Annotated in this window: 21 protein-coding genes; 14 read left to right on the forward strand and 7 right to left on the reverse strand. The window is 73.7% G+C overall.

Annotated features, from left to right (window positions below):
• Nucleotides 1–65 precede the first annotated feature (65 nt).
• Nucleotides 66–989, forward strand: coding sequence for an AEC family transporter (locus tag DEJ22_RS02250; RefSeq protein ID WP_111226769.1), 924 nt, complete (start codon nt 66–68; stop codon nt 987–989).
• 21 nt (nt 990–1,010) lie between these two features.
• Here the strand turns inward: DEJ22_RS02250 and DEJ22_RS02255 are convergent, their stop codons facing one another.
• The 3 genes from DEJ22_RS02255 to DEJ22_RS02265 all read right to left on the reverse strand — a co-directional run bounded on the left by DEJ22_RS02255 (nt 1,011) and on the right by DEJ22_RS02265 (nt 5,044).
• Nucleotides 1,011–1,847, reverse strand: coding sequence for an exodeoxyribonuclease III (locus DEJ22_RS02255; protein WP_111226768.1), 837 nt, complete (start codon nt 1,845–1,847; stop codon nt 1,011–1,013).
• 100 nt (nt 1,848–1,947) lie between these two features.
• Nucleotides 1,948–3,294, reverse strand: coding sequence for a M23 family metallopeptidase (locus DEJ22_RS02260; protein WP_111226767.1), 1,347 nt, complete (start codon nt 3,292–3,294; stop codon nt 1,948–1,950).
• Between the two features lie 73 nt (nt 3,295–3,367).
• On the reverse strand, nt 3,368–5,044 hold the full coding sequence (locus DEJ22_RS02265) for a hypothetical protein (protein ID WP_111226766.1): 1,677 nt from the start codon (nt 5,042–5,044) through the stop codon (nt 3,368–3,370).
• A 96-nt stretch (nt 5,045–5,140) separates the two neighbouring features.
• On the opposite strand from DEJ22_RS02265, the gene pyrE reads away from it, so the two are divergent.
• Nucleotides 5,141–5,692, forward strand: a complete 552-nt coding sequence (gene pyrE / locus DEJ22_RS02270; RefSeq protein WP_111226765.1) for an orotate phosphoribosyltransferase — start codon at nt 5,141–5,143, stop codon at nt 5,690–5,692.
• The gene (locus DEJ22_RS02275) at nt 5,689–8,112 is read left to right on the forward strand and encodes a septum formation family protein (protein ID WP_111226764.1); all 2,424 of its coding nucleotides are present in this window, start codon (nt 5,689–5,691) and stop codon (nt 8,110–8,112) included. The genes pyrE and DEJ22_RS02275 overlap by 4 nt, the downstream gene beginning before the upstream one ends.
• A gap of 45 nt (nt 8,113–8,157) precedes the next feature.
• Here the strand turns inward: DEJ22_RS02275 and DEJ22_RS02280 are convergent, their stop codons facing one another.
• A complete protein-coding gene (locus tag DEJ22_RS02280) occupies nt 8,158–9,111 on the reverse strand; it encodes an aldo/keto reductase (RefSeq protein ID WP_111226763.1) in 954 nt (317 codons plus the stop codon).
• 91 nt (nt 9,112–9,202) lie between these two features.
• On the opposite strand from DEJ22_RS02280, the gene DEJ22_RS02285 reads away from it, so the two are divergent.
• Entirely contained in the window at nt 9,203–9,847 is a 645-nt protein-coding gene (locus tag DEJ22_RS02285; RefSeq protein WP_111226762.1) for a HEAT repeat domain-containing protein, read from the forward strand.
• Nucleotides 9,848–10,290: 443 nt separating this feature from the next.
• Nucleotides 10,291–11,595, forward strand: a complete 1,305-nt coding sequence (locus DEJ22_RS02290) for a calcium:cation antiporter family protein (protein WP_258379592.1) — start codon at nt 10,291–10,293, stop codon at nt 11,593–11,595.
• 343 nt (nt 11,596–11,938) lie between these two features.
• On the opposite strand, the gene DEJ22_RS02295 is transcribed toward DEJ22_RS02290, so the two are convergent.
• Nucleotides 11,939–12,628: a metal-dependent transcriptional regulator gene (locus tag DEJ22_RS02295; protein ID WP_284174820.1), complete on the reverse strand. Its 690-nt coding sequence runs from the start codon at nt 12,626–12,628 to the stop codon at nt 11,939–11,941.
• 84 nt (nt 12,629–12,712) lie between these two features.
• Between DEJ22_RS02295 and DEJ22_RS02300 the strand changes: the two genes are divergently transcribed.
• From DEJ22_RS02300 to DEJ22_RS02320, 5 genes are all read left to right on the forward strand, one after another.
• On the forward strand, nt 12,713–13,594 hold the full coding sequence (locus tag DEJ22_RS02300) for a CPBP family intramembrane glutamic endopeptidase (RefSeq protein WP_181430730.1): 882 nt from the start codon (nt 12,713–12,715) through the stop codon (nt 13,592–13,594).
• Between the two features lie 292 nt (nt 13,595–13,886).
• The gene (locus DEJ22_RS02305) at nt 13,887–15,668 is read left to right on the forward strand and encodes a phosphatase PAP2 family protein (RefSeq protein ID WP_111226760.1); all 1,782 of its coding nucleotides are present in this window, start codon (nt 13,887–13,889) and stop codon (nt 15,666–15,668) included.
• Between the two features lie 142 nt (nt 15,669–15,810).
• A complete protein-coding gene (locus DEJ22_RS02310; protein ID WP_181430729.1) occupies nt 15,811–16,683 on the forward strand; it encodes a L,D-transpeptidase in 873 nt (290 codons plus the stop codon).
• Between the two features lie 142 nt (nt 16,684–16,825).
• Nucleotides 16,826–17,722, forward strand: a complete 897-nt coding sequence (locus DEJ22_RS02315; protein ID WP_258379591.1) for a UbiA family prenyltransferase — start codon at nt 16,826–16,828, stop codon at nt 17,720–17,722.
• Nucleotides 17,719–19,140, forward strand: coding sequence for a phytoene desaturase family protein (locus DEJ22_RS02320; protein WP_111226758.1), 1,422 nt, complete (start codon nt 17,719–17,721; stop codon nt 19,138–19,140). The genes DEJ22_RS02315 and DEJ22_RS02320 overlap by 4 nt, the downstream gene beginning before the upstream one ends.
• Nucleotides 19,141–19,208: 68 nt before the next feature.
• Here the strand turns inward: DEJ22_RS02320 and DEJ22_RS02325 are convergent, their stop codons facing one another.
• Entirely contained in the window at nt 19,209–20,006 is a 798-nt protein-coding gene (locus DEJ22_RS02325; RefSeq protein WP_058730132.1) for an HAD-IIA family hydrolase, read from the reverse strand.
• A 138-nt stretch (nt 20,007–20,144) separates the two neighbouring features.
• On the opposite strand from DEJ22_RS02325, the gene DEJ22_RS02330 reads away from it, so the two are divergent.
• The 4 genes from DEJ22_RS02330 to DEJ22_RS02345 all read left to right on the forward strand — a co-directional run bounded on the left by DEJ22_RS02330 (nt 20,145) and on the right by DEJ22_RS02345 (nt 22,887).
• Entirely contained in the window at nt 20,145–20,879 is a 735-nt protein-coding gene (locus DEJ22_RS02330) for a TetR/AcrR family transcriptional regulator (RefSeq protein WP_111226757.1), read from the forward strand.
• A complete protein-coding gene (locus DEJ22_RS02335; protein ID WP_111226756.1) occupies nt 20,876–21,742 on the forward strand; it encodes a DUF3592 domain-containing protein in 867 nt (288 codons plus the stop codon). Before DEJ22_RS02330 ends, DEJ22_RS02335 begins: the two co-directional genes overlap by 4 nt.
• A gap of 58 nt (nt 21,743–21,800) precedes the next feature.
• Nucleotides 21,801–22,112, forward strand: a complete 312-nt coding sequence (locus DEJ22_RS02340) for a DUF4190 domain-containing protein (RefSeq protein ID WP_111226755.1) — start codon at nt 21,801–21,803, stop codon at nt 22,110–22,112.
• A 97-nt stretch (nt 22,113–22,209) separates the two neighbouring features.
• Nucleotides 22,210–22,887: a TrmH family RNA methyltransferase gene (locus tag DEJ22_RS02345; RefSeq protein ID WP_502862563.1), complete on the forward strand. Its 678-nt coding sequence runs from the start codon at nt 22,210–22,212 to the stop codon at nt 22,885–22,887.
• A gap of 22 nt (nt 22,888–22,909) precedes the next feature.
• Here the strand turns inward: DEJ22_RS02345 and DEJ22_RS02350 are convergent, their stop codons facing one another.
• Nucleotides 22,910–23,929 (reverse strand): LacI family DNA-binding transcriptional regulator, encoded by a 1,020-nt coding sequence (locus DEJ22_RS02350; RefSeq protein WP_111226754.1) that lies wholly within the window; start codon nt 23,927–23,929, stop codon nt 22,910–22,912.
• Nucleotides 23,930–24,198 lie beyond the last annotated feature (269 nt).

A 24,198-nucleotide genomic window follows, 5' to 3' on the forward strand; every position in this document is an offset into this window, starting at 1 on the left:
TGCTCGGCTGCATGTGTCGCCGTCCGGGTCGCCGTCGGCCCCGTCGGGCTGCGAGGATGGTCCCGATGGGTGGCGTGTTGACGGGGTTCGCGATCATCGGCGCGATCATCGCCGCCGGGTACGTGGTCGGTCGCGTCCGCCTGCTCGGCCCGCACGCGCAGTTCGTGATGAGCCGCCTCGCGTTCTTCGTGCTCATGCCCTGCCTGCTCTTCCACACCATCGCCACGGCGCACATCGAGTCGCTGCTGTCCCCGATGCTGTGGGTGTCGCTCGTGAGTGCCGTCACGGTCGCACTCGTCGCCGTCGTGCTGTTCCGCCTGGTGCTCCGGCGATCGGTGGCGACGACCACGGTCGGAGCGCTGGCCTCCGGCTACGTCAACGCCAACAACATCGGCCTGCCGGTCGCGGTCTACGTCCTCGGGCAGGCCACCGCGGTGGTCCCGGTGATCCTGCTGCAGCTCGTCGTGCTGGCACCGCTCGCCCTGACCGTGCTCGACGCGGCGACGGCGGGCGGGGGGAGCTGGCGCTCGCGGGCTGCCGGACCGTTCCGGAACCCGATCATCATCGCCTCGCTCGCCGGACTCGTCTGCTCCGCGCTCCGCATCGAACTGCCCGCGCCGGTGCTCGAACCGTTCTCGCTGGTCGGAGCAGCGGCGGTGCCCGTCGTGCTGCTGTCCTTCGGGATGAGCCTGCACGGCGCGACGCCGCTGCGTGATCGCGCGACCCGACCGGACGTGCTCGTCGCGACCGCGCTCAAGCTCTTCCTCATGCCCGTGGTCGCGTTCGTCGTCGCCCGGTTCGTGTTCGGGCTCGGCGACCAGGACGTGTTCGTGCTGACCACCCTCGGCGCCCTGCCGGCCGCGCAGAACGTCTTCAACTACGCGCAGCGGTACCGGGCAGCCGTCCCGGTGGCGCGGGACGTGGTGCTCCTCTCGACCATCGGCTCCGTGCCGGTCCTGGTCGTGGTCGCCGCGCTCCTGCACCCGTAGCGGGGCCGCGCGGTCGGGGCCCTAGAAGATCATCGGGCGGTCGTCGTCGAGCGAGGTCTCGAGGTCGAGGTCGACCGACACGGGGACGTGGTCGCTCGGGGCGTCGCCCTTCCGCTCGTCGCGGTGGATGGTCGCGCCGACCGTGACGTCCGCGAAGGCCTGCGAGCCGAGCACGAAGTCGATCCGCATGCCCTCGTTGCGGGGGAACCGCAGCTGCTTGTAGTCCCAGTACGTGTAGCCCTCGGGCACGAGCGGCCGGACGACGTCCTGCAGCCCGCGCTCCTCGAACTCACGGAAGGCGGCGCGCTCCGGCTCGCTGACGTGCGTGGAACCCTCGAACACCCGGACGTCCCAGACGTCCTGGTCGAGCGGCGCGACGTTCCAGTCGCCCATGAGCGCCAGCGGTGTGTCCGGCTCCGCGTCGAGCCACTCGCTGGTGCGGTCGGCCAGCTGGGCGAGCCAGTCGAGCTTGTACGTGTAGTGCGGGTCGCCGAGCTCGCGGCCGTTCGGCACGTAGAGGCTCCAGAGCCGGACGCCGTCGACGGTGACGCCGATCGCGCGGGCCTCGACCGGCAGGTCCGGGCCCTCCTGGCCCTTGAGGAACCCGGGCTGCCCGGGGAAGTCACGGGTGACGTCCTCCATCGGCAGCCGGCTTGCGAAGGCGACGCCGTTCCACTGGTTCAGGCCGTGCGCTTCGACCTGGTACCCGGCGGCCTCGAACGCCTCGACCGGGAACTGCTCGGGCTTGCACTTGATCTCCTGCATGCCGAGGACGTCGACGTCCTCGCGCACCAGCCAGTCGACGATCCGACCCACTCGGGTGCGGACGGAGTTCACGTTCCAGGTCGCCACGCGCATGGGATCGAACCTACCGGTGACCGCTGGCATGCCGCTCGCTCGTCCGGACGACACCAGGCGTCGCGCGGGTCCGGCGAGCGGCCGCTCGGAGCCGCCCGGACTAGAAGCGGACGCCCCGCGCCGCCATGAACGGCGCCGGATCGGTCGTGGCGCCGTTGATGTGCACCTCGTAGTGCAGGTGGCACCCGGTCGAGTTGCCCGTCGAGCCGACCAGGGCGATGAGCTGCCCGGCGGAGACCCGCTGGCCCGGGGAGACCCGGAAGCCGCCGTTCACGATGTGGCCGTACGCGGTCGCGACGCCGCCACCGTGGTTGATCCGGACGTAGTTGCCGTACCCGCCGTACCAGCCGACGTACTCGACCGTGCCCGCCGACGCTGCGACGATCGCCGTCGAGCAGCCGCTCGTCAGGTCGAGTCCGTCGTGCTTCGTGACGCGACCGGTGATCGGGTGGACGCGGTAGCCGTACGGGCTGATCACGTAACCGCCACCCGGGCGGACCCAACCGGTGCCGGAGCCGGAACCGACCCCGCCGCCACCGCCACCGCCACCGGCAGCCGGAGCGGGCGCACCGCCCCCGCCGCCGCTGTTGGCAGCTGCGGCCGCAGCCTGGCGCTGGATCTCGCGCTGCCGTGCAGCCTCGGCCTCCTGCCGAGCCTTCTCCTCCGCTGCCTTGCGCACCTTCTCGCCCTCGGCGAACTCCGCCTCGGTCCGGACACGACCGGAGGTCAGCGTCGCGAGCTGGGCGTCGAGCCGGGCCTTGTTCTCCTGCTGCTCGTCGTACGCCGCCTGGACCTTGTCGGCGGCGGTCTGGGCCGCCTGCATCTTCTGCTCTGCCGCGGCGGCGAGCTCGTCGAGTGCCTTCGAGGCCCGGTCGGCCTGCGCCGTGAGCGAGCGGGCGACCGCCGCGTCGGTGCTCGCGGCAGCCTCGACCCGCTCGGCCTGCTCCGACAGCTTGCTCAGGGCCCCGAGGTCGTACAGCAGGTCGCGGGCGTCCTCGCCCTCGGACAGGACCGACGCCGTGACGTCGGCGCCGCCGTGACGCGCCATCTGTGCAGCGAACTGCCCCGCCTGCGACGCGCTGCGCTCGGCGATCTCGGCGTGCTCGTCGGCCTCGGCGCGGAGCTTCTGCTCGGTCTCCGCTGCGTCCTGCGCCTTGCCCTGCGCTGCGAAGAACTCGTCACCGAGGCGCTTCGCCTCGGCCTCGGCCGCCTGCACCTGGTCCGACAGCCCGGAGATGATGCCGCGGATCTGCGTGATCTGCTCCTGCTTGGCGGACTCCTGGCCCCGGGCCGCCAGGACCTCGTCCCACGAGGGGTACTTCGCGGCGCTCGCGCTCGGCGCGTCGACGAGCACCGTCGCGAGCAGACCCGCGAGGGCCAGACCGGTGGCGAGGAGGCGCAGTCGGACGGTGGGACGCGGGACGCGGTGGCTTGTGGGACGAGTCACGGGGATGAGCCTATACATCCGTTCAGGCGGTACGGCACGCCGCCGCGCCGACTGTGGACAACTCCCGCTCCGGTCAGAAGCCGCGGTCGCGGCGGATCCGGTCCGCGCTGTCCACGACGTCGCGCTGCAGGATCGCCGCGCCTGCCGTGCCCGCGTAGTCGTAGACGTCGAAGCCCGTGCAGTGCGTGATCGTCGCGGGGGCCCCGAGCGAGTCCTCGACCGCGGTGGTCCAGAGGTCGTTCGCGCCGATCACCACGAAGGTCGGCTCGGCGTCGCGGTAGGCGCCGAGGTCGACGAGCCACGGGTAGGTCTCGAAGGTGTCCCGGACCTGCAGGAGCTCGACGTCGTCGGACGCGTACGCCGCCAGGGGGCGGACGGTCCAGAACTGCCCGACGCCCGTGACCCGTCGTCCGTCCGCCCAGCGGTCCAGGCACGCGGCCGGCGCGTACCGGGCCGTGGCGACGGCACCGACCGTCCCCGGTGCCGTGACGACACCGGCGACCAGGACCACCGCGGTCGCGACGGCCACGGCGAGCCGCACCCCGCGCCGCGGACGGTGCACCCGGGTCCGGCGGACGGCGGAGCGCACGAGTTCGGCGACGGCGACCAGCGCCAGGAGCGGCGCGGTCACGATCGGCTCGAGGTACCGCGGCGTCTGCGACCCGGCGACGACCACCCCGACGGACACGGCCACGACCGTCACGAGCGGCAGCACGGTCGCGACGAGCACGGTCCGCGCCGTCCGGACCCGCCACGCCCAGACGGTGCCGCCGACCGCGAGCGCCACGCCGGCGAAGAGCAGCAACAGCTCGGCGTCACCCCGGGCCGACCCGGCACGGTCGTCGGTCAGGGCGGCGAAGAAGGCGAGCGTCCGACCCGCCTGCTCGGGGTGGACGTACGTCGACGGGTCGAGCGACACGAACGGGGCGAGCGGGATCCGGAGCAGGTAGCCGGCAACGGAGCCCGCGACGAGGGCGCCCGACATCCACGCCGTCGGGCGCCACGGGACCCGACGGGCGAGGGTGAGCAGCACGAGGGTCACGACGACCGGCGCGGCCGACCAGGGCACGTACAACGGGTTCGACGCCGTGGTGCACGCAGCGACGAGACCGGTCACGACGAGGACGGTGGCCGAGGCGCGACCGGTCCGGACCGCCCGGAGCACCAGCACCGCTGTCCCGAGCATCGCGAGCAGCGCGCCGTAGTAGTAGGTCGTCGTCAGCAGCAGTGAGCCGAGCTCGAGCGAGGTCGCGGTCGCGGTGTACTCCGTCAGCACGATCGCGGTCACGAAGCCGAGCGCGGTGGCGGACACCGTGATCCTGGCCGACCGGCGTGCGGCCGGCATCAGCTCGTTCGCCGCTGCCCGCACCAGCGCGTAGACGGCGAGCAGGACGAGCACGCCGTTCAGCGCGAGGGCCTGCTGCGGTGTCGCCGTGACGAGCGAGCAGAGCAGGTAGACGGGGAGCTCGGGGAAGAAGAACAGCGCCGGCGACATCGCCCACTCGAACGGCTGCCCGAGCCGGATCGACCGCTCGACGAGCGGCAGCAGCACCGAGTCGCCGTCGTACCAGAGCAGGGCGACCCGCTCGGTCGCCATGACGTGACCGAGGGCGATGACGGACAGGGCGAGCGCGACGGCGGCACCCAGTGCCTCCCGGCCGACCGCGCCCCACCGGCGGCGGACGGGACGACCCGTCCCCGCGAGGACGACCGCGGAGCGGTCGCCCGGGCCGGGCGCGACAGGGGGCATGACCGGAGCGTACCGAGGGGGCCGTGACGTCGCCTGCGGGCGGCGGGCGGCGGCCGACGGGCGCGTTCCGGGGGCGAACGACTACCCTTGTGGGCTGTGACCGACACGCGCGACCAGCTGATCAAGCACATCTCCGACGATGCGGTGTTCCACGGCGACTTCACGCTGACCAGCGGCAAGCAGGCGTCGTACTACATCGACCTGCGCAAGGTGAGCCTCGACCACCGCGTCGCACCGCTGATCGGACAGGTCATGACCGACCTGCTGCAGCAGGTGCCGGACGTCGACGCGGTGGGCGGCCTGACGATGGGTGCCGACCCGATCGCGAGCGCGGTGCTGCACCAGGCGGCCGCGCGTGGGCTGGCGTACGACGCGTTCGTCGTCCGCAAGGAGCCGAAGGACCACGGCCGCGGCCGTCAGGTCGAGGGTCCGGACGTCCGCGGCAAGCGCGTCGTCGTGCTCGAGGACACCTCGACCACGGGCGGCTCGCCGCTGCAGGCCGCCGAGGCGCTCGAGCGCGAGGGTGCGATCATCGCGGCCGTCGCCGTCGTCGTGGACCGCGACACCGGCGCCAAGGAGCGCATCGAGGCGGCCGGCTACCCCTACTTCGCCGCGATCGGACTGGCCGACCTGGGGCTGAGCGCGTGACCGGGGAGCGTCCGGACGACGCGCGCGAGCCCGAGGGGACGGCCGGCCCGGCAGACGGGACGGACGGACCGGAGGCCCAGCGCGCGTCCGCCCCGGACGCTCCGTTCCGGGGACTCCGGAGCGCCGCCGACATCTTCGGTGCCCCGCGTGCGGCCGACGAGTGGCCTTCGCGCCGTGAGCGGCGCGAAGCGGAGCGGGCGGCCCGTGAGACGGGTGCGCCCCTGCCCGAGCCGTTCGAGCCGGACAGCGCCGGTGCGGGTCCTACGGACGCGCCAGCGGCCGGCTCGTCGCCCGCGTTCCCGGCGCCGACCGCTCCGGACCCCGACGACGCCGGGGCCACGCAGGCCATCCGGATGGACGACGAGCTCCGCGAGCCGTCGGAGAACCCGCGGGCCGTGGTCGAGCACGAGCGCGAGACGCTGGGGGAGCGGATCCCGCCGGCCGCGCCGGTGCCGCCGACGAGCACGGTCTCGCACCCGTCCTCGATCTCGCTGCCCACCGCGATGCAGCACCGCGAGCAGCGTGCCGCCGAGAACCGTGCGGTCGACGACGAGCGCCGTCGGCTCGACCCGTTCGGACAGGGGCGCAGCGACGTCGACTGGCTCGGCCGCGCGACGGGCACCCCGGCGCCGGAGCCGACGCCCACGGGGCCGGTCGCGCAGCCGATCGGGGTGGGGAACGTCCTGCCGCCGACGCCCGCGGTGTCGACCGACGAGCCGCCGAGCTTCACCGAGCTGCTGCGCTTGCAGGGCGCCGAGGACGCCACGAGGACGGGCGCGACGGAGCGGCCGTTCGACTGGGCGATCCGCGACGACGAGACCGGCGAGGTCCCCACGACCCTGACCACCGACCGGTTCGACACCACCGCGCTCGGCGCGGGGTCGTGGTCCCTCGCCGACGAGGCCGACGACGACGTCGTGACGGGCGAGGTCGACACCCCTGCCGGCGGCCTGCCGGCAGGGCTGCTCGCTGCGCCCGCACCGGTTCCGGCACCCGCCGCTGCTCCCGGGACCGCGCAGGACGCCCCGACGACGGCCCCGCCCGCCGCGACGGAGCAGGACGCGCCGACGGCGCAGGACGCCCCGAGGGAGCAGGACGCGCCGACGGCGCAGGACGCCCCGACGACGGCCCTGCCCGCGGTGGCGCACGACGGCTCGGGGGTCGAGGACCCGACCGCCGGCCACGACGACGAGGACGCGCCGGGCACGGAGACCTCCGCGCCCGGCGCCGCCGCAGCCACGCCCTGGTGGGCCGAGCCCGTCGCGACCGTACCCCCGACGGCGGCCCCGCCGCTGGTCGAGCCGGACCCGCAGACCGACACCACCGCCTACCCGGCACACCTGCCGCCGTCGGTCGGGCAGGACCTCGGCGGTCTCGCCGCAGCACGCCGCGGACACGACGAGCGCGAGCAGCCCGGCGGACCCGGGGCGCAGGACGCGGACGACGCCCGCCCCGCCGAGCGCCTGCCCGCCGCCGCGCCGGAGGACCTCGACCAGTCCGAGTGGGACGGCCGCGAGACGAGCGACACCGGTGTCATCAAGGACCTGTTCGGCACGGCAGCCGTGGGGCAGCTCGGCGACAGCGGGTACGACCCGGACGACTCCGGTACCCGGATGATGCCCGCGGTCGGCGCAACCGGCGCACCTGGCTCGACCGCCCCGACGGACTCGGCCGGCGCACCGGCACGTGCTGCCGCCGCACCCGGTCCGGACGGCGCCCGGGGCGTCGCCGGCGACGTCGCGGGCAAGGACTCCGAACGCGACAACTTCATCAACGAGGGCTTCGGACGGCTCGCAGGCGAGGGCAAGCGGGGGAAGCAGCTGCTCGTCGTCGGCGCCGTCGTGCTCATCGTCGTGCTGCTCCTGGCGGTCTTCGGCCTGACCCGCTGGATCCTCGGCGGCTCCATCAGCGAGGAGACCGCACCGGCCTCGAGTGCGAGCGCGACCTCGGCAGCGTCCGGCGACGCGTCGCCCTCCACGGCACCGTCGACCGAGGCGGCCGCCCCGGCGGCGCCGGCGCAGCCGCTGCAGTTCGCCACGACCCCGGCGGCTCCCGGGCAGCACGCGTGGACGGACCTGGCCGGCGGAGAGTGCCTCTCGCCGTTCGACGACGCGTGGGCCCAGACCTTCACGGTCGTCGCCTGCTCCGCACCGCACGCCGCGCAGCTCACGGCTCGCGTGCAGGTCGAGGCGGGGGCGTGGCCCGGGCCGGACGACCTCCGGGCGCAGGCCGCCGAGGTGTGCCAGACCTCGCAAGCGATCGACACCGCAGCTGCCGCGTCCTACGGCGACGTGCAGGTGCAGGGGTCGTACGCACCCGACCAGGAGACCTGGGACCGCGGCAACACCTTCATCTCGTGCTTCGCCACACGATCCTCGGGTCAGCCCCTGACCGGCTCGCTCGCCCCGGACGGCGCCTGACACCCGCCCCCACCGCGGTCCGCGGAAGGGGCGGGGTGAGGCGGGTCAGGACGCGGCGGGGACCTTCGCGGACGCCTCGTCCAGGGTGCGGAGCTCCTCGGCGCTGAGCTCGAGGTCCGCGGACGCCAGGAGCGCCGGCAGCTGCTCGGTGTTCCGCGCGCTCGCGATCGGTGCGACCACGTCGGGCTGCGCCTGCAGCCAGGCCAGGGCGACCGAGGCGATGTCGACCCCGTGCCCCTGCGCGATCTCGTCGAGGGCACCGACGACCGCCAGCCCCTCGTCCGAGAAGTACCCGGACACCTGTCCCTCGCGGTCCTTGCCGGCGAAGTCGTCCTTCGTCCGGTACTTGCCGGTCAGGAACCCGGCGGCCAGCGCGAAGTACGGCACCACGCCGAGCCCCTCGGCTGCCGCGAGCGGGGCGATGTCCGACTCGTACGGCTCGCGGGTCACCAGGTTGTAGTGCGGCTGGATCGCGACCGGCAGCGCCAGGCCGTTCTCCTTCGCGATGCGGATCCATTCCTCGGCGCGCGAGCGGGAGTAGTTCGAGATCGCGGTGTACCGGACGAGCCCCTCCTGCACGAGCTGGTCGAACGCGCGGACGGTCTCCTCGAGCGGTGTGTCCTGGTCGTCGAAGTGCGCGTAGTACAGGTCGATCCGGTCGGTGCCGAGGCGCTCGAGGCTGGCGCGCGCGGCCGCGGCGACGGTGGACGCCGACAGGCCGCTGTACCGCGGGTGCTGCGAGACCTTCGTCGCGATCACGACGTCGTCGCGCTTCCCCGACGCGCGGAGCCACGATCCGATGACCTGCTCGGACTCGCCGCCCTCGTTGCCCGGCGCCCATGCCGAGTACACGTCCGCGGTGTCGACGAAGTCGCCGCCGGCCGCCGTGTAGGCGTCGAGCACCCGGTGCGAGGTCTGCTCGTCGGCGGTCCAGCCGAAGACGTTGCCGCCGAGGGCGAGGGGGAACACGTGCAGGTCACTGGTTCCGATGCGGGGCATGGCGATTCCTTTCGGTGCGGTACGGATCTCGTCCACGCTATGCCTCGGTTTCGTGCACGTGACCAGCGGGTACCCGGTGTTGCATGAGGGGATGACCACGCTCGCCGATGACGTCACCGACCCCCGCTCGTCCGTCCGACTCCGAGCGGTCATGGCCGCCGGCACCGAGGCGCGGGTCGAGGACCTCGAGGTCCTCGTCGAACGCTGCGCCGTCGAGCCGGACCTGCAGGTGCGCGAGGCGCTGACCTGGTCGCTCGTCCGACTGCCGGCGGAGACCGTCGTCCCGCGCCTGGTCGAGGAGCTGCACCGACCGGAGGCCCAGGCACGCTCGCAGGCGCTCCACACCCTGTCGAAGATCCGTGACGGGTCCGTGTACCCCGAGGTCGCCGAGCGGCTCGGCGACGACGACCCCGGCGTGCGTCGGACGGCCTGGCGTGCGGCCGTCCTGCTCGCTCCGGCGGACGAGACACCGGCCCTCGCACGGCGGCTCGCCCGCGAGCTCGGGCAGGGGGACCGGGAGACCCGGCTCGCACTGAGCCGCGCGCTCGCGACACTCGGCGAGGAGGTCGTCGTCCCCGTGCTCGAGGACGCCGCCGAGCGACGTGGCGAGGCGGTCCGCGAGCACGTCGCCGAGACCGAGCGGATCCTGCGCGACCCGGACGCCGGGTCCGCGCTCGCGCTCGAACGCGCCCGACGCGAGATGGCGCTGGGCCGCGGCAAGCGCGCCTCCGGCTGACCACCTGACGGTCGGGAGGCCCGTGGCGGCGCCGCCACGGGCCTCCCGTCCGGCTCGCGATCGCCTCCGCTCGTCCTCGTCCGACGATCGGTGGAGCAGGAACCGTCGGGTGCGGGCACGTGACCCGACGTCGTCTGCTCCACCGACGAACGAGGGACGCTCGTCCGCGGTCCCCGGGGTTCCGGGGCGGGCTGCGGAAGACCGGGATTCGGGCCGACGAACAGGCGCGATCGGCTTGCACGTGCGGATCGGAGCACGGCAGCATGGTCGACGAAGGGGAGTAGCTCCCAGCGCGTGCATCGACACACTGGCCATCACGACGATCGGCCCGGTGCACCACCTGCCGGCCCCACCCGGCGGGCGAGCGAGACCTTCGGCCGTTCTGCCGTGCCGAAGCGCTCCCCCCTGCGCGATCGGCGCGGCCCCGACCAAGGGACCACCCCGTGATCGACACCGCGCCCACGCGCGTCCTCGCCGGCGACGCGCACACCTCGACGATGGGCCGCAGCGCCTGGGGGCGCATCGCGATCTGCATCGTGATCGCCCTGCCCGCCGTCGTCTTCCGGATCGGCGGGTTCGCGCCGAACCCCGTCGTCGACCTGCTCGTCTTCGGCGGTGCGGTCGTCGCCGCCTCGTTCCTGCTCGCATGGGCCGCCGAGGCCGCGCAGAAGGACATCTCCGGCGCCCTCGCGATCGCGATCCTGGCGCTCATCGCCGTCCTGCCCGAGTACGCCGTCGACCTGTACTACGCGTTCCGGTCCGGGTACGACCCCTCGTACGAGCAGTTCGCCGCCGCGAACATGACCGGCTCGAACCGGCTGCTCCTCGGCTTCGGTTGGCCGCTCGTCGTGATCGTCTCACTGCTCGTCGCCCGCCGGTACGCCCGGGTCGGGGTCCTGCCGGCATCGGCGACGAAGGTGCTGCGGCTCGAGCAGTCCTCGCGGCTCGACATCGGGTTCCTGGCGCTCCTGGCGGTCGTCGCCTTCCTCATCCCGCTGATGGGGTCGATCCCGCTGTGGTTCGGGTTCGTGCTGCTCGCCGCCTTCGTGGCGTACCTGTGGCGTGCGTCGCAGGTGCCGGACGACGGCGACGACGAGGAGATGGTCGGCATGGCGGGGAACATCGCCTCGATGCCGCAGCGGGCGCGTCGGTGGACGATCCTCGCGCTGTTCGTCGTGGCCGCCGCGGTCATCCTGTCGTCGGCGGAGTCGTTCGCCGAGGCGCTCGTCGCCTCCGGCAGCGCGCTCGGCATCGACAGCTACTTCCTCGTGCAGTGGCTCGCGCCGCTCGCCACCGAGGCGCCCGAGTTCATCGTCGCCGCGCTCTTCGCACTGCGGGGCATGGGCGGTGCGGCGATCGGCACGCTCATCGCCTCGAAGGTCAACCAGTGGTCGCTGCTCGTCGGGTCGCTGCCGATCGCACACGTGCTCGGCGGCGGGACCTCGGGCGGGCTGCCGCTCGACGGTCGGCAGGTCGAGGAGTTCGTGCTCACGGCGTCGCAGACCGTGCTGGGCGTGGCGATCATCATCGCGCTGCGCTTCCACCGGTGGTCGGCGATCGCGCTCGTCGCGCTGTTCGCGGTGCAGTTCGTCGTGACGGACACGAGCGGACGGTGGGTGCTGAGCGGGGCGCACGTGGCCGCGGCGCTCGTGGTGCTGTGGATCAACCGGAAGGACATCGTGCCGACCCTGCGGGCACCGTTCCGGCGGGGCGGCGGGGCTGGCACTCCGCCCGCCCAGCGCGGCTAGCTGCGGCTGCCGCGGCTGCCGCGGCTGCCGCGGCGGCCGGTTCTGATCGCGCGACCTGCCGCCGGCGGTCGGTTCTGATCGCAGGACATGCCGCCGGTGGCGGAAGTGAGCGGCATGTCGTGCGACGAGGACCCGGGTCTGGAGGCACGGGGCGGGTCGGCACCGGGCCTCCCGTCCGGTGGATGCGCGGGCGGCGCTGGGGGTTCCGGTCGCAGGACGTGCCGTCGGCGGTCGTTCTGGTCGCAGGACGTGCCGTCGGCGTCGGAGGTGAGCGGCAAGTCGTGCGACCCCGACCGGACGAGCGCGGGGGACGGCGGGGGCGGTACCGGGGCTGGGCTCGGGGTCAGTCGGCGTCGGGGGCGAGCCAGATCGACGAGGCCGCGGCGGCCGGGAGGTCGACGAGGGACTCCTCGCCGTCGGCGGAGCGGCGGGCCACGGCGATCACCCCGGCGTAGTCGCGGACCCGTTCCACACGGAGGTGCGTGCCGAGCCCGACACCGAGCTCGTCGAAGTAGCGCAGCAGTGCCGGGTCGTCGTCGGACACGCGGTCGACGACGCCGCACGCGCCGGGCTCGATCGTCCCGAGCAGGGTCCCCGGGGACGCGGGCACCGTGCCGTCGGCCGCCGGGATCGGGTCGCCGTGGGGATCGTGCGTCGGGTGGCCCAGGTCGGCGTCGACCCGGTCGAGGAACGTCTCTGACACCGCGTGCTCGAGCGCCTCGGCCTCGGTGTGGACCTCGTCCCACGAGTACCCGAGGCGCTGCACCAGGAACGTCTCGATGAGCCGGTGTCGCCGGACCATCGCCACCGCCACCTGCTGCCCGAGCGGGGTGAGCACGACGCCGTAGTACGGGGTGTGCTCGATGAGACCGTCGCGGTCGAGCTTCCGGAGGTTGCCCGACACCGTCGACGCCGAGACCCCGAGGGCCGATGCGATGTCCCGCGTCGCGAGCCCCTCGCCGCCGCGCTCGGTCGACTTCCACACGAGCTTCACGTAGTCCTCTGCCATCACGGACAGGGAGGGCAGGCGCATCACAGCACCGCCGTAGTGCAGTGTCCACTCCGGGCCATCACGGACAGGGAGGGCAGGCGCATGCGTCAATGGTACAAACGGCGGGTGACCTCCACCGCATCCGTCCGGCGCAGCCGCTGGCCGGTGCCCCCGTCGCTCCTGCTCGGCCTGGCGCCGCTCGTCGCCTTCGCCGCCGTGAGTGCCTGGCGTTCGCGGCCGAGCGACGACTACGGCACCCTCGGGCAGACGGTCGAGAGCGTGGTCGGTGCGCTCGTGCTCCCCGAGGGCATCGCGGTGCTCGTGCTCTGCGCCTACGTCACCGCACTGGGCTGGTGGCCGATCGCGACCGTCGACCGCCGTCGGGCGACACTGCGCTGGACGCTCACGGCCCCGGCCCTCATCGCGCTCGTGTGCGCCGCCCGGCTGCCGCTCGTCGAGTGGGGAGCGCAGCCGCTCCGGTACTTCCTGCTGCTCGCGGTCGGGGTGCTCTTCGTGGGGGTGTTCGAGGAGCTGCTCACCCGCGGGGTGCTGCTCGTCGGGCTCCGGCGTCGGCTGCCCGAGCTCGGCGTGTGGATCGCGTCGTGCGTGCTGTTCGGGTTGCTGCACTTCCTCAACGTCCTGGCGGGAGCGGGCGTCGGGGCCACCGTCGTGCAGGTCGTCTTCGCGGCGTCGTTCGGGTCGACGCTGTACCTGACCCGGCGGCTCACCGGGAACCTGCTCGCCCCGGTGCTGCTGCACGCGTTCTGGGACTTCGGGTCGATCGCGGTGTCGGCGACCGTGCCGACCGGGGACCTGGCGCGGATGGTGCCGGCCGGGCTCATCGGGCTGTTCGCCTTCGCGGTGCTCGCCCTCGGGGTGGTCGCCGGCGGCGTGGTGGCGTGGCGGGACGACCGGGCCCACCGCCTGCGGCGCCGGTGGCGGACGGTACCGCCCATGGTGGCGCTCGCGGTGCAGGTGGACGAGCCGCGCCTCCCGTCCCCCGTCTGACCCGGCAGCCGCCCGCGGGCCGGTGTCTTCCGCGAGGGCGACAGGCTGCCGCGAACAGTTGCGCGCGTTCTGTCGCTTTCGCGGACAACTCGCCCGCGCCCGCGCCCGCCGCCGCGCCCGCGCCCGCGCCCGCCGCCGCGCCCGCGCCCGCTGCGAATGCGCACAGCCAACGGCCCGGTTCACCCCCGTGTGGGGGATCGTTCGCGCACTGGCAACCACCCCTCCCTAGGTTCACCGTGTTTCCACACCGGTACTACAGGAAGGGGCGTCGCCCCCGGGCGACCACCACCACATGCGCAGATCCGCCCTCCGCGGAGTGACCGTCGCCACCGTCGCGACCGCACTCGTGATCGGGTCGCCGCTCGCCGCACAGGCCGCGACGTACCCGAGCGACTCCACGAAGCCCGACCTCGTGTCGCTGCTGAACGGCTACGACCAGTACTGGACGTCGACCGGGAAGAACGACCTGCACGGCACCGTCAACGATCCGACGACCCTGGCGAAGAACGACCAGCTGACGTCGTGGATCAACCAGCACGCCACGAAGGCCCAGCAGTTCCGGGCGCTGCAGGACGCCGAGTACGACAACGCGTCCGGTACCGCCTACGACCAGTCCTTCACGGTGTCGCAGGGCCTCGGTGACGTGCTGGGCAAGCTGTTCGTGCAGGGGCGCAACGACGGTGACCTGCCGCTCGTGGACGCCCTCATCAACTCGTCGAACGGCACGAGCGGCGCCTACGTCGGCACCGGTGCGGCGAAGGCGCACTACAGCTACCCGCGGCCCTACCTGCCGACCGACAGCGCGGCGACGCTGCCCGCCGGCGACGACACGGCCAGCTGCGACCCGGCGACGGTGAACGCGTCGTCGCTCGCCGGGACCCGCACCGGCAAGGCCTGGGCGGACGCGAAGGGCAACCTCACGATCACCCGCGTCCCGGCCACGACGGACACCACCCACGAGTTCTCGCCGAACGACGTCGTGCTCGACGCCGGCTACGGCCAGAAGGGCATCTGCACCGGCGGATCGTACCCGTCCGGGCACACCACCACGGCGTACCAGGCGGGCATCACCCTCGCCACGCTCGTGCCGGAGCTCGCGCCGGAGATCCTCGCCCGCGCGTCCGAGGCCGGCAACGACCGCATCGTCCTCGGCGTCCACTACCCGCTCGACATCATGGGTGGCCGCATCGACGGCGAGGCCGCCCTGGCCGCCCGCTGGTCCGACACGCAGTACCGCACCGAGGTCCTCGAGCCGGCCCGCGCCGAGCTGACGAAGTACCTCGAGGCGAAGTGCGGCGGCACCCTCGCGGACTGCATCGCGGCGGAGCAGCCCTACACCGACGACCCCTACGGCGGCCAGGCGATGCCCGGCGGCACGGCGCAGGTCGTCACCGACCGCGCCTCGGCCGTGCAGGTCTACCGCGAGCGCATGACCTACGGCTTCGCGAAGACCGGCACCGCCGGGCTCGCCCCGTCCGTCCCGACCGGTGCGTCGAACCTGCTCCTGTCGACCTTCCCGACCCTGACCGACGCGCAGCGCACGCAGGTGCTCGCGCAGACCGAGATCGCCTCGGGCTACCCGCTCGACCAGTCCGGCACCGCGAACGGCTCGTGGGAGCGCCTCGACCTCGCGGCGGCCACGAGTGCGACCGTCGCCGTCGCCGCGGACGGCACCGCGAAGGTCCTCTCGACCGGTGGTCGGGCCCGCGTCGTCTCCGGCGTGCTGACCGCCCCCGACGGCACCTCCGTCCAGGCCGGTGGGACCATCGCCCTCGCCGGCACCGGACTGCCCGCCGGCGCCACGCTGCAGGTCGTGCTGCACTCCGACCCGGTCGTGGTCGGCACGCTCACGGTCGGTGCCGACGGCACCGCCACCGGCTCCGTGACCATCCCCGCGGGCACCGTCGTGGGTGCGCACACGCTCGACCTGGTCGACGCGTCGGGTGCCTCGGCGCTCGTGTCGCCGCTCGCGATCACCGTGACCGCAGCGCCCTCGACCGGTGGGTCCGGTACCGGCACCGGCGGGACGGCCACCGTCCCCGCCGGCGTGCACCTGCCGGTCGTCAGCGGCTGATCCCGTCCCCTCGCCGGACGGGAGGCGTGTCACCGGCCCGCACCGCGCCTCCCGTCCCACACCCGTCGGACGGGAGGCGCGTCACCGGCCCACCCCGCGCCTCCCGTCCGTCACCCGACCGCTCGCACCACCGGAGGCTCCCGTGCAGCACGCCAAGACCTGGACCACCGTCGGCATCGCCGCCGTCGTGGTCGCCGCCGCGATCGCCGTCCCCGTGCTGACCGGCGCGACCAGCGGCGACGCCGCGCCCGCTGCTGCGACCCGCAGCCCGTCGGCCACCGCGAGCACGGCGCCGGACGTGCCCGACGTCGACGCAGCGGCGCTCGCCGCGCTCCCGGAGGCGCGCTACTCGGCGGTCATCGACGGTCTGGTGCCCGTCGACCGGCCGGTGTCGTCCGCCGAGGTGTTCCACCTCCGGGCCGACGCACCGCTGTTCGGGACCGACCGGCAGCGCCCCGTCGCGCGCTTCGCCGCCACCGACTTCCTCGGGCAGCCGAGCACCGTCGTCGGGCTGCGCCACGAGGGCGGGTGGGAGCTCGTCCTCACCCCGGCCCGACAGGAGCTCCCGTCACGGGCCGACGGGCACGCCGCTGCCCAGACCGCCGCGTGGGTGCCGGCGGGGTCCCTGGTGCAGCAGCCGACGCCGACGTCGCACGTGGTCATCTCCACGGCCGACCAGACCGTGTCGATCGTGTCGTCGTCCGGACGGGTCGCCCAGCGCTTCGCAGCGGGGGTCGGCACGTCCGACACCCCGACGCCGACCGGGGTGACGGGGTACCTGGAGCAGCGGTACGTCGACCCCGCGCAGGGCACCGGCGACCACCCGATCCAGCTGACGTCGCTGCACTCGAGCGCCGCGGACGAGCCGTACGGCGGGTCGGACGGCGGGCTCATCGGGCTGCACTGGAACGCGGCAGCCTCGGGCGCGGTGTCGCACGGGTGCGTCCGGCTCTCCGCCGAGGGCGTCGCGGCGCTGGACGCCCTCCCGCTCGGGACGCTCGTCACGGTCGAGTAGCGCCGGACCCGGTGCCGGTGCCGGTGCCGGTGCGGGTGCGGTGCTGCGGCCCGGTGTCGAGCTTGCGCCGCGGCCGCGGCCCCGTGCCGGTGCCCGTGCCCACCCCGGCCCGCGGTCGGGGCCGCCGGGTACGCTCGGGCCGGTGACCGACGGGACCGAACGGATGCCCCGCCTCGTGCCGTCCGGGGTCGCTGCGACCGTGCGCCGACTGGTGCACATCTCGCGGCCGGTGCTCTGGATCAACACGATCGGCTCGGGGCTCGTCGCCGTGTGGCTCACCGGCGCGCTGTTCGACCTGCGGGCGCTGCCGATCCTCGTCTGGCTGACCCTGCCGTTCAACCTGCTCATCTACGGCGTCAACGACGTCTTCGACCAGGACACCGACGCGACCAACCCCCGCAAGGGGTCCATCGAGGGCGCCAGGATCCGCCAGTCCGAGGTGCGGCTCATCGTCTGGGCCGTCGCCGTGGTCAACGTGCCGTTCCTCGTCGCGTTCCTGCTGACACTGCCGCCGCTCGCGAACGCCGCGGTCCTGCTCTACGCCGCCGTCTTCGTCTGCTACTCCGCCCCGCCGCTGCGGTTCAAGGCGCGGCCGTACCTCGACTCGCTGAGCAACGCGGCGTACGCGCTGCCGCTGGTCATCGTGCCGTTCGCCCTCGAGGAGGAGCCCGTGTGGCCGGCTGCGGTCGGGCTCATGGCCTGGAGCGTCGCCAAGCACGCCTTCGACGCCGTGCAGGACATCGTCGAGGACCGGGACGCGGGCATCACGACCACGGCGGTCCGGCTCGGAGCCCGGGGGGCGGCGCTGTGGAGCGGCGCCTGGTGGACGGTGTCGACGGTGCTGTTCGCCGTGGTGAGCATCCCCGTCGCCGCCGTCAACCTCCTGATCGCCGGCGTCCTGGTGGTCAGCCTGCTGCGCGACCCGACGCCGGAGACCGGGCACCGCCTGTACCGCCTGTCGGTCGCCTTCCCGTACATCGCGGGGTCCTTCGCCGGGGTGCTGCTCCTGGTCGCGATCGTCCTGGGAGGTCACGCGTGAGCCGCATCGTCGTCGTCGGCGGAGGGATCGGTGGGCTCACCGCCGCTGCGCTGCTCGCCCACGCCGGGCACCGGGTGACCCTGCTCGAGGCCTCGGACCGGCTCGGCGGCAAGAGCCTCCGCATCCAGCTCGGGGCGGACCGCATCGACACCGGGCCGTCGCTCGTCACCTTCCCGGCGGTGTGGGACGAGCTGCTGCGGCGACTCGGCGACCGCGTCGGCGAGGACGGGCAGCTCGACCTGGTGCGCATGCCCGAGGTCGGGCGGTACTTCCACCAGGGCGAGGAAACCGCGCTGCCGGTCGCGCCCGACCACCCCTGGTACCCGGCGTGGCGTCGGTTCGCCGACCTGCACGCGCCGCTCGCCGACGACGTCACCGACCTCCTGCTCGCCGACCCCCTCGACCGCGCAGCGCTCCCCGCGGTGCGTCGGCTGCTGTCGGTCTACGGCTCGCGGCTCACCACGCGTGCGTACCTCGACGGCCTGCCGTGGCTACCGGACGGGCTGCGCGAGATCATCGCGATCCACACCCTCAACGCGGGGGTCTCGCCGGCGCGCACCCCGGCGCTCTACGCGAGCATGCCGGCGATCATGGCGGAGACCGGCGCGTGGGTGCCCCGAGGTGGCGTGTACGAGGTCGTGCTCGCGCTGCAGCGACTGGCCGAGGCGGCCGGCGTCGACGTCCGGACCGGCGAGGCCGTCACCCGCATCGCGCGCGGCGGGGTCACCACCGAGACGGCGCACCACCCCGCCGACCTCGTCGTCAGCGCCCTCGACGCCGACCGGCTCGCCGCGCTGACCGGACCGTCCCGGACCCCGACGCTGCCGCGACCGCGCGCACGGCCCCGCGCCCTGTCCTGCTCCGCCGTCGCGCTGTACGGCGTGCTGCGTGAGGAGCTGCCGGACGGTCTCGCGACGCACAGCGTGGTGCTGCCGACGAAGCCCGACGCGCTCCACCGGAGCCTCGAGGCGGGGGACGAGCCGGCGGACACGATGGTGTTCGTCAACCACTACCGCGCCGGGGAGCTCTCCCCGAACCCGCACGGCACCGTGGGCGTCCTGCTCACCGCACCGGCGGACGGCGGGCACTACACGATCGACCACCCCTTCGTGCGGCGCGAGGTCGACCGCGTCTCGGCAGCACTGGGCCTCGACGGTCCGATCACCGACCTGCTCGAGGACCACGTGGTCCTCGACCCGGCGTACTACGGCACCGGCGGCGAGCCGCACGGGGCGCTCTACGGTGCCGCGCGTCCGCCGTGGCAGAGCGGGCCGTTCCACCGGCCCTCGTACAACGACCGCTGGCGGCCCTGGCTGTGGCGGGTGGGCGCGTCGGTGCACCCCGGTGGCGGGGTCCCGGCGGTCGTCGGCGGTGCGATGATCGCGACGACGCGGTTGCTCCGGTCGAACCCGGCCTGAGCGCGCGCTCGGGGCGGACCCGGCCCGAGCTCCGGTCGGACCCGCCCCGAGCCCAGCCGCGCCCGTCGCTAGAGCTCGACCTCGATCGGCTCGGCGCGGACGAGCTCGTGCACGCCCGCGATGACCTCGCTCGGACGGAACGGGTACCGGTCGATCTCGGCCTGGTCGCTGATGCCGGTCATCACGAGGACGGTGTGGAGCCCGGCCTCGATGCCGGCCTGCACGTCGGTGTCCATGCGGTCGCCGATCATGCCGGTGTTCTCGGAGTGCGCGCCGATGCGGTTCATCGCCGACCGGAACATCATCGGGTTCGGCTTGCCGACGACGTAGGGCTGCTTGCCCGTCGCCTTCTCGATCATCGCGGCGATCGCCCCGGTCGCGGGCAGGACCCCCTCGGCCGACGGACCGGTCGCGTCGGGGTTCGTGACGATGAACCGGGCACCGTCGCGGATCAGCCGGACCGCCTTCGTGATGGCCTCGAACGAGTAGTTCCGCGTCTCGCCGACGACGACGTAGTCGGGTGCGGTCTCCGTCATGATGAAGCCGGCCTCGTGCAGGGCCGTCGTCATGCCGGCCTCGCCGATGACGAACGCGGAGCCGCCGGGCATCTGCGACCGGCAGAAGTCCGCGGTCGCGAGCGCGCTCGTCCAGATGCGCTCCTCGGGGACCTCGAGGCCGGACCAGCGGAGCCGGGCGCTCAGGTCACGCGGCGTGAAGATCGAGTTGTTGGTCAGGACGAGGAACTCCGTGCCCTCGTCGAGCCACTGCTGGATGAGCTCGGGAGCTCCCGGCAGCGCCTGGTTCTCGTGGACGAGCACGCCGTCCATGTCGGTCAGCCAGCACTCGACTTCGTCGCGGGTCGCCATGGCCCACAGCGTACTGGGGTGCGCGTCCGGCGAACCGGGTGGCCGACCGGACACCGGATTGTGGCCGACCGGACACCGAACGCCGTTCGGCTTTGGGCTACGATTTTCGGGACACGTACCGGATCAAGGAGGCCCCCCGTGCTCGTCGACCCCGGCTCCCCGCACGCCCAGCCGCGGACCACCGCCGACCCCACCCCGGACACGCGGTCGCAGACCGGCGCCGAGTCGGCACCGACGCCCGCCACGGCGCCCCGCCGCCGGGGCCGCCCCAACGTGCTCAGTCGCGAGCAGGTGGTCGACGCCGCGACGACCATCGCGAACGAGGAGGGCCTCGACCGCCTGTCCTTCCGCGCCCTCGGCGCCCGCCTCGGCGTCGCGCCGATGACCGTCCACCGCACGATCGGCGGCCTCGACGACCTGCACGCCGAACTCGTCCGCCGCACGGTCGACGAGTTCACCGCGACCTTCGTCTGGCCGGACGACTGGCGGTCGATCGTCCGGGTGTTCGCCTGCACCTTCCGCGACCTCATGCGCACCCACCCCCTGGTGCTCGAGTCCCACAGCCAGCGCGCCCCGCTCGCCTCGACCGAGTCGGACGCCGTCGTGGCGAAGGTCGTCGGTGCCCTGCAGCAGGCCGGGCTGCCGCAGCGCGAGGCCATGTACGCGTTCTTCGTGGTCTACGACTTCGTCGTCGGGCACGCGGGCGTGCAGGTCGGCCGCGGCGACTCCGAGGCCGGGCGCCCGGAGCGGCACCGCGTGGTCGGCGAGATCCTCGGCGAGCACTCGTACGACGACCGCTTCACCCTCGGTCTCGACATCATCACCGCCGGCATCGAGGCCCGCGTCCGCACGCACGGCACCGCGACGTCGTGAGCACGGTCGACCCGCAGCAGGCGCGCCGCGAACGCGAGGCCCGGTACCGCGGCTCGACCTCCGCACTGACGATGACCGTCGTCGGCGCGCTGCTCGTCGTCGCCGCGGGGGCCGTCGGTGGACTCGCGGTGTCGGAGTTCGTCCTGCGCTTCCGGATGATGATGGTCAACAGCGTGTTCTCGGACAGCCCCGACCCGGAGACGCACTGGTGGGCGGTCCCCGGTGCGGTCGTCGGCACCCTGGTGGCCGTCGGTGTGTACACGACGTGGAACCACCGCTGGTCCGGGCGCACCACCGACCTGGTCGGACTCGGGCCGCTGCCGCTCTGGTTCGTCGGCGCCACCGCGTGCACCTGGTGGGCCACGACCACGCAGTGGCCCGCCCCGGACCGCGTCGGCGTGGCCGTCGACCCGACGTTCGGGCACGACGAGACGTGGGGGATCGGCACCTGGATCTGGTACACCTCCGTGTGGTGGCTGCCGGGGCTCCTCACCGTCGTGACCGCCCTCACGCTCGTGGCCGGCGGTGCGACGCGGGTCGGCCGCGGGAACCGTCGCGCCCGGCTCGCGGACGTCATGGCGAACGGCCGACGCACGACGGGCGAGGTCACCGCGGTCAGCGGCGGCACCACCCCGGACGCCTCGCGCACCCTGCTGCGCTGGACGTGCTCCTTCGTGGACCTGCACGGTGTCCGGCGCTGGGTGGAGCGCACCGAGGGCTTCACCCACGGCACCGCACCGGTGCTCGGCGGGACGGTCACCGTGCTCTACGACCCGGCCCGCCCCGACGACCGGAAGCGCATCTTCACGACCACCGGCAGGGGTGACGAGCCGGAGGACTACCTGCGCCCCGGCACGACCTGAGACCGGACGAAGTTTGGCACTTCTCCACGAAAACGGAGCGGTCCTAGGCTCGTCAGCCGTGTCAGAACAGAACGCTCAGCCCCCGCAGGACCAGTACCAGCCGTACGCAGCGGCACCGGCCGCCCCGCAGCGCACGAACACCCTCGCGATCATCGCGCTCGTGGCGGCGTTCGTCGCGCCGATCGTCGGGTTCGTCCTCGGCTTCGTCGCGATGTCCCAGACGAAGAAGCGTGGCGAGGGTGGGCGCGGTCTGGCGCTCGCCGCGGTCATCGTCGGCGGGGTCATCACGGTCTTCTACGCCGTGCTCTTCATCGCGCTCGTCGCGGTCGCGATGTCCGAGCCGTCGGTCACGTACCCGACGTCGTACTGACCCCACCCGGTCGTCGGCCGTCGGTGATCGCCGGACGGGAGGCACGGGGCACGCACCCTACGCTGGTCACGTGACCGAGCGCCTCCCGTCCGACCCCGTGGTCCCGTCGACGGGCCCGGCCCGGCCCGGTGGCCCGGCCGCCGAGCTGCCGCCGACGCACGAGGCCACCACGAACGGCGTCGGACCCCACCCCGAGCCCTGGCCGGACGACCCGCGGCTCGACCCGGAGCTCCTCGCGGCGGGGGACACCCGCAACGTGGTCGACCGGTTCCGGTACTGGTCGATGGACGCGATCGTGGCCGAGCTCGACACCCGCCGGCACGCCTTCGACGTGGCGATCGAGAACTGGCAGCACGACCTGAACATCGGGTCCATCGTCCGGAGCGCGAACGCGTTCCTCGCCGGCACCGTGCACATCATCGGTCGGCGCCGGTGGAACAAGCGCGGCGCGATGGTGACCGACCGCTACCAGCACGTGCGGTACCACCCGGACGTCGCCGCGTTCCTCGCCGCGATGCGGGAGGAGGGCCGCCCGGTCGTCGCGATCGACAACACCCCCGGTGCCGAGCGCATCGAGACGGCGGCGATCCCGGAGCGCTGCGTGTTCCTGTTCGGGCAGGAGGGGCCCGGGCTCACCGACGAGGCCGTCACGGGCGCCGACGCCCACCTCGAGATCACGCAGTTCGGGTCGACGCGGAGCATCAACGCCTCCGCCGCCGCCGCGATCGTCATGCACGCATGGGTCGTCCAGCACGCGGAGCTGCCCACCGACTGACCCGCGGGCGTCCGGCGGGGCGTCAGCGGGCGGCGGTCGTGCGGCGGGCGACGAGCCGCGGCTCGACCAGGGTCTCCTGCGCGGGTGCGGTCGGATCGGCGATGCGGGCCAGCAGGCGCTCGCCGGCGCCGCGGCCGATCTCCACGCTGCGGTCGTCGATGCTCGTCAGCCCGACGTACGCCGTCGCCGCGAGCGGGGTGTCGTCGTAGCCCATGACCGACACGTCCTCGGGGACGCGCAGGCCCCGGGCGGCCAGTCCGGACATCGCGCCGAGCGCCATGACGTCGTTCGCCGCGAACACCGCCGTGACGTCCGGGTGGGCGTCGAGCAGGTGCCCGACGGCCTCGGCGCCGGCCTCCTCGGTGGGCTCCACGGGCATGACGTGGGAGACGAGCGAGGCGGGTGACGGGGCGGAGGCGACCCGTGCCTCCAGGCCGGCGAGGCGTTCCGCAGAGGCGGCCGACCGACCGCCGACGAAGCCGATGCGCGTGTGGCCGAGGGCCAGCAGGTGCTCGGCCGCCATCCGGCCACCGGCGCGGTCGTCGTTCGCGACGGTGTCGGCACGGGGCAGCGCCGCGCGTCCGCCGGCGACCACGACGGGCATGCTCGCCGGGATCGCGAGGTCGGTGTCCGGCTCGCCGGCGATGACGATGCCCTCGACGCGCATGGACAGGAATCCCTCGACGGGGGAGACGTCGAGGCCGGTGTTGAGGAACCGGTCCGCGACGACGAGGCGGTGGCCCTGGTCCTGCAGCGCCTCGCGCAGGCCGGTGAGCAGGTCGACGAACCACTGGTTCCGGAAGTCGTCGAGCACGACGCCGATCGTGCGGCTCCGGGTGCCGGCGAGCGAGACGGCCGCGGTGGACGGGCGGTAGTCGAGTTCCTGGATGGCCTGCAGGACGGCCTCGCGGCGCTGCTCGCTGACCTTCGGCGACCGCTGGAGCACGAGCGAGACGAGGGACTTCGAGACGCCTGCGCGCGCGGCGACGTCGTAGATGGTCGCCGGTTTGCCGTCTGCGGTGGCGGACCTGCCGTCTCCCATGATCTCCCTCGACCGGTCGTGGTGTCCCTCGATCGTAGCGGGCGCGTCGCGCGTGGTTGTCAGGACATGGTGGGGTGGGGGCGGAGAGGCGGCGTGTGGTGCCGGGCGCTCGCGTTGCGCTTTCCGTCGATGGAGCAGAAATCGAGTACGACGGCCTCACTCGACGTTTCCTGCTCCATGGAAGGCGGCACGAGTCCTGCACAGGGGAGCTCGAACGCGGTGTTGCGCACAGGATCGGGCCGCTGCTTCGCCGGACCAGCGCGACTCAC

Source organism: Curtobacterium sp. MCSS17_007, from assembly GCF_003234175.2.
GTDB lineage: Bacteria > Actinomycetota > Actinomycetes > Actinomycetales > Microbacteriaceae > Curtobacterium.

Bases quoted from the DNA above. Each gene is read 5' to 3' on its own strand.
- DEJ22_RS02295 (WP_284174820.1), bottom strand. From the start codon at position 12,628: ATGCGCCTGCCCTCCCTGTCCGTGATGGCAGAGGACTACGTGAAGCTC.
- DEJ22_RS02255 (WP_111226768.1), bottom strand. From the start codon at position 1,847: ATGCGCGTGGCGACCTGGAACGTGAACTCCGTCCGCACCCGAGTGGGT.
- DEJ22_RS02250 (WP_111226769.1), top strand. From the start codon at position 66: ATGGGTGGCGTGTTGACGGGGTTCGCGATCATCGGCGCGATCATCGCC.
- DEJ22_RS02350 (WP_111226754.1), bottom strand. From the start codon at position 23,929: ATGGGAGACGGCAGGTCCGCCACCGCAGACGGCAAACCGGCGACCATC.
- DEJ22_RS02285 (WP_111226762.1), top strand. From the start codon at position 9,203: ATGACCACGCTCGCCGATGACGTCACCGACCCCCGCTCGTCCGTCCGA.
- DEJ22_RS02265 (WP_111226766.1), bottom strand. From the start codon at position 5,044: ATGCCCCCTGTCGCGCCCGGCCCGGGCGACCGCTCCGCGGTCGTCCTC.
- DEJ22_RS02305 (WP_111226760.1), top strand. From the start codon at position 13,887: ATGCGCAGATCCGCCCTCCGCGGAGTGACCGTCGCCACCGTCGCGACC.
- DEJ22_RS02280 (WP_111226763.1), bottom strand. From the start codon at position 9,111: ATGCCCCGCATCGGAACCAGTGACCTGCACGTGTTCCCCCTCGCCCTC.
- DEJ22_RS02325 (WP_058730132.1), bottom strand. From the start codon at position 20,006: ATGGCGACCCGCGACGAAGTCGAGTGCTGGCTGACCGACATGGACGGC.